The following is a 4,566-nucleotide window of genomic DNA, read 5'->3' as shown; positions in this document are numbered from 1 at the left end:
CCCGACGCCTACTACGCCCAGGCCGACTGGCGCGGCACCTGGGACGGCGACGGCGGCGGCGTGCTGATGAACCAGGGGATCCACCTGATCGACCTGCTCGTCTGGTGCCTTGGCGACCCTCAGGTCGTGGGAGCCAGCGCCGCCACGCTCGTACGGGGCGTGGAGGTCGAGGACACGGCCGCCGCCACCCTGCGCTTCCCCGGCGGGGCGCTGGCCACGGTGGCGGGCACCACCACGGCGGCGCCCGGCTTCGCGCACGAGCTGCGCTTCCACGGCAGCGAGGGCAGCATCGTGATGACGGGCGACGCGGTGACCACCTGGCACGTGCCGCGCGACCCCGAGGCACCGCCGCCCGCCACCGACGCGCGCGCCGTTGAGGCGGGCGCGGCCGGCGACCCGCGCAAGGTGAGCTTCGACGGGCACGTGAGGCTCGTCGCCAACCTCGTGGCGGCGCTGGACGGCGAGGAGGAGCTCATCGCCGACGGCCGGGAGGGCCGCCGCAGCCTGGCGGTGGTGCTCGGCGTCTACGAGGCCGCCGGGATCCGGCGGCGCTAGGGGCCGGGTTCGACGTCCGAGGCGGGGAGTGCCGGGCGCCGGGGGTCCGGTGCCGCCTCGTGCCCGGTGCCGCCGGTACTAGGCTTCGGCCAAGAGACCCAGTTCGGCGAGCATGTCGCGCGTGGCCCGCACGCACGTGAGGGCCGACGCGGCGTCGGGCTCGCCCGCCGGCTGGTAGTGCGGCTCGAGCACCACGCTGCCGCGGTAGCCGGCGGCCGCGAGCGCCCGGAACTGGCCGCGGTAGTCGATGACCCCCTCGCCGGTGGGCACGAAGCGCGGCCTGCCACCCTCCACGGGGACCAGGTCCTTGACGTGCACGTGCACCAGCTTGGGGCCGGCCACCGCCGCGAAACCGCCGGGGTAGGCGTCAAGCTCGCCGAGGGCGCGGGCGTTACCGGGGTCCCACAGGAGGCCCACGTGCGCGTACTGCTCGGGCGTCAGGCGCGCCTCCAGCAGCTCCCGCAGCCGACCCAGCTCCCGGCCCGTGCCGACGATGCAGACGGGCTCGTTCTCGATGCCGAGAACCACGTCGTGCCGCCTGGCCACGTCCGCCGCCGCGGCGAAGCGCGCAACGAGCGCCTCGTCCACCTCGGGCGTCCACGGTTCGCGCCAGAAGGAGAACACGCGCACCAGGCGCGCGCCGAAGCGCGTGGCGAGCTTGCAGGCGCGCGTGAGCAGCTCCGTCTGCGCCTCCGCCGACTCCACGCCGGGCAGGCTGAAGTCGGCCTCGCGTTCCAGCGGTCGGCCGTCGAGGGGCGACTTGAAGACGGGCGAGGCGATGCCGGTGACGGTGAGCCCGTGCCGGTGGACTATGGCGGCGGCCTCCTCGACCTGCGCGTCGTCCAGCAGCAGCACGTTCTTGCCCCACAGCACGCGCAGCTCCACGTGCCTAAGGCCCCAGCTCGCGATGAGCCCGCACGTCTCCTCGAAGTCGCGCGTGACCTCGTCGTTGATGATGCCTAGGTGGAACATCCGCTTCCTTCCTGCCGGCCGGTCGGGCGGGCGCCCGCCGCCGTCACTCCGTCACATCACCTCGCTGACGAAGCGTTCCTTGATGGTGGTCATCACGGCGTCCGGGTCCATGGCCCAGACGTCGCGGTTGAAGATCTCGACCTCGATGGGCCCGTCGTAACCGGCCATGTCGACGGCGCGGCGCAGGCGCCGCAGCTCGATGGGGCCGTCGCCCATCATGGCGCGCGAGTGGAGCACGCTGGGCGGGTCGACGAGCCAGTCGTTGACGTGGAAGCCCAGGGTCACGTCGGCCGCGCGCCGGATCTCGCGGTAGACGGCGGGGTCCCACCAGACGTGGAACACGTCGATGACGACGCCCACCTGGGGCGAGGCGAGGCCCAGGGCGATGTCGTTGGCCAGCGTCAGGGTGCTGATGACGTTGCGGTCGGCGGCGAACATGGGGTGGAGCGGCTCGATGCCGAGCTTGACCCCGCGCTCGGCGGCGTAGGGGACGAGGGCGGCCACGCCGTCGCGGACCATCTCCCGGGCGCCGTCGAGGTCGCGGCTGCCCTCCGGCAGCCCACCACAGACCAGCACCAGCACGTCGGTGCCCAGCTCGGCGCACTCGTCGATGGCGCGGCGGTTCTCCGCCAGGCGCTCCTCGCGCTCTCTCGCCGTGGCGGCGGGGAAGAACCCGCCGCGGCAGAGGCTGGAGACCCGCAGGCCCGTCTCCTTGAGCGCCTTGGCACAGGCGGCCGGCCCGTCCTTGGCGACGGGCTCGCGCCACAGGCTCACCCAACCGACGCCGTGGCGCGCGCAGGCCTCGATGGCCTCCAGCGCGCCCCACTTGTTGATAGTGGCCTGGTTGAAGCTCAGCCGGCGCAAGGCGTCTGCCGCGTCCGCCACCTCAGCCCTCGACCATGCCGGCCACGCGCATGACGTCGTTCATGCGGCTGGCGGCGAGCTCGCCGTCGACGATGAGCCCGGCCGCGTCGGCGAGGACGAGCAGCTCGGCGAGGTGCGGCAGCGACCGGCCCGACTCCTGACCCGCCACCATGCGGAAGTGATCCTGGTAGCCGTTCAGGTAGGCGAGGAACACGATGCCCGTCTTGTAGAAGTAGGTGGGCGCCTTGAAGATGTGGCGCGAGAGCGCCACCGTGGGTCCGAGGACCGCGTCGTAGCGCTCCCTGTCGCCCGCGTCGAGCGCCTTGAGGGCGGTGGCCGCCGCGGGGGCGATGGCGTCGAAGATGCCCAGGAGCGCGTCGCTGTGGCCGTGCTCGTCGCCCGCGATGAGCGCCGGGTAGTTGAAGTCGTCGCCCGTGTACATGCGAACGCCCGCCGGCAGGCGGCGCCTGAGGTCGACCTCGCGCCGCTCGTCCAGGAGCGACACCTTGATGCCGTCCACCTTGGCGGCGTTCGCGGCCAGGACGGCGAGGCACGTCTCGCTGGCGGCGTCCAGGTCGCGAGAACCCCAGTAGCCCGCTAGTGCGGGATCGAACATGTCGCCCAGCCAGTGGATTATCACGGGCTCGGCCACCTGCGACAGGACGCGGTCGTAGACGCGCGTGTAGTCGTCCGGGCCCTCGGCGCAGGCCGCCAGCGCGCGGCTGGCCATCAGGATGACGCGCGACCCCTGCGCCTCGACGAACTCGCACTGCTCCTCGTAGGCGGCGATGACGTCGTCGAGGCCCACGCCCGGGCCCGGGGTCAGGTGGTCGGTGCCCGCGCCGCAGGCGATGAGGCCGCCCGCGACCTTCGCCTCGGCCGTGGCGCGGCGGATGAGCTCCTTGGCGCCCTCCCAGTCGAGTCCCATGCCGCGCTGGGCCGTGTCCATGGCCTCGGCCACCCCGAAGCCGTGGCGCCACAGGTGGCGGCGGTAGGAGAGGGTGGCGTCCCAGTCGATGGCGGCGCGTTGGCCGGGGGTGTTGTCGGCGAACGGGTCGGCCACCACGTGCGCGGCCGCGTACGCCACGCGCGACGTGAAGCCGCCCTCGGGCGGCGCGAAGCCGACGCCGCCCCCAAGCTCGTGCTCGTAGAACGTTCCGTCCGCGCGCGGGAGCCGGACCCTCACAGCACGAGCTCCGGCACGGTCAGCCAGCGGCGCTGTTCCCACGACTCGAGGCCCAGCTCGGCGAGCTGCACGCCCTTGGCGGCCTCGAGCAGGTCCCACTTGAAGGGGGCGCCCGTCACGAGGTGCTTCAGGAACATCTCCCACTGAACCTTGAACGCGTTCTCGAAGACCGCGTTGTCGGGCACGTCCTGCCACTGGGCCCGGAAGTCGTGCGGGTTGGGCACGTCGGGGTTCCACACGGGCTTGGGGGTGTTGACGCGGTGCTGCGCCTTGCACTCGCGCAGGCCCGCCACGGCGCTGCCCTCGGTGCCGTCGACCTGCAGCACGAACAGCTCGTCGCGGTAGACGCGGGTGGCCCACGACGAGTTGATCTGCGCGATCACGCCGCCCTGCAGCTCGAAGGTGGCGTAGGCGGCGTCGTCGGCCGTGACGGCGTACGGCTTGCCGCGCTCGTCGTGGCGCTCGGGGACGTGGATGGCGCCCAGGCAGCTCACGGCGTTGACGCCGCCGAAGAGGCCGTCGAGGAGGTAACGCCAGTGGCACAGCATGTCGACGATGATGCCGCCGCCGTCCTCCTTGCGGTAGTTCCAGGAGGGGCGCTGCGCCTCCTGCCAGTCGCCCTCGAAGACCCAGTAGCCGAACTCGCCGCGCACCGAGAGGATGCGCCCGAAGAAGCCCGAGTCGATCAGGCGCTTGAGCTTCATGAAGCCCGGCAGGAACAGCTTGTCCTGCACCACGCCGTTCCTGACGCCGGCGGCGCGGGCCAGCCGGGCGAGTTCCAGCGCCTCGCCGAGCGACTCGGCCGTGGGTTTCTCGCAGTAGACGTCCTTGCCGGCGGCGATGGCGCGCTTCACGCTCTCGACCCGCAGGTTGGTGACCTGGGCGTCGAAGTAGAGGGTGAGCTCGGGCTCGGCCAGGCAGGCCTCCAGGTCGGTGCTCCAGCGGCTCAGCCCGTGGCGGGCGGCCAGCGCCGCGACCTTGGTCTCGTT

The 4,566-nt window shown here is 72.6% G+C and carries 5 protein-coding genes; 1 reads left to right on the top strand and 4 read right to left on the bottom strand.

Annotated elements, in window-relative coordinates:
- The coding region (locus tag H3C53_13100; GenBank protein ID MBW7917603.1) for a Gfo/Idh/MocA family oxidoreductase at positions 1-555 on the top strand (555 nt) is incomplete at its 5' end.
- A 78-nt stretch (positions 556-633) separates the two neighbouring features.
- Here H3C53_13100 and H3C53_13095 read toward each other — a convergent pair.
- From H3C53_13095 to H3C53_13080, 4 genes are all read right to left on the bottom strand, one after another.
- Entirely contained in the window at positions 634-1,527 is an 894-nt protein-coding gene (locus H3C53_13095) for a sugar phosphate isomerase/epimerase (protein MBW7917602.1), read from the bottom strand.
- A 51-nt stretch (positions 1,528-1,578) separates the two neighbouring features.
- Positions 1,579-2,382, bottom strand: coding sequence for a sugar phosphate isomerase/epimerase (locus tag H3C53_13090; protein ID MBW7917601.1), 804 nt, complete (start codon positions 2,380-2,382; stop codon positions 1,579-1,581).
- A gap of 31 nt (positions 2,383-2,413) precedes the next feature.
- Positions 2,414-3,577, bottom strand: coding sequence for a dihydrodipicolinate synthase family protein (locus H3C53_13085; protein MBW7917600.1), 1,164 nt, complete (start codon positions 3,575-3,577; stop codon positions 2,414-2,416).
- A partial coding sequence (locus tag H3C53_13080; protein MBW7917599.1) for a Gfo/Idh/MocA family oxidoreductase occupies positions 3,574-4,566 on the bottom strand: 993 nt, incomplete at its 5' end. The genes H3C53_13080 and H3C53_13085, both read right to left, overlap by 4 nt.

It is taken from the genome of Trueperaceae bacterium (assembly GCA_019454765.1).
Taxonomy (GTDB): domain Bacteria; phylum Deinococcota; class Deinococci; order Deinococcales; family Trueperaceae; genus JAAYYF01.
Note: the sequence above shows the minus strand (reverse complement) of the source record. Positions and strands in the feature narration are given on the sequence as shown.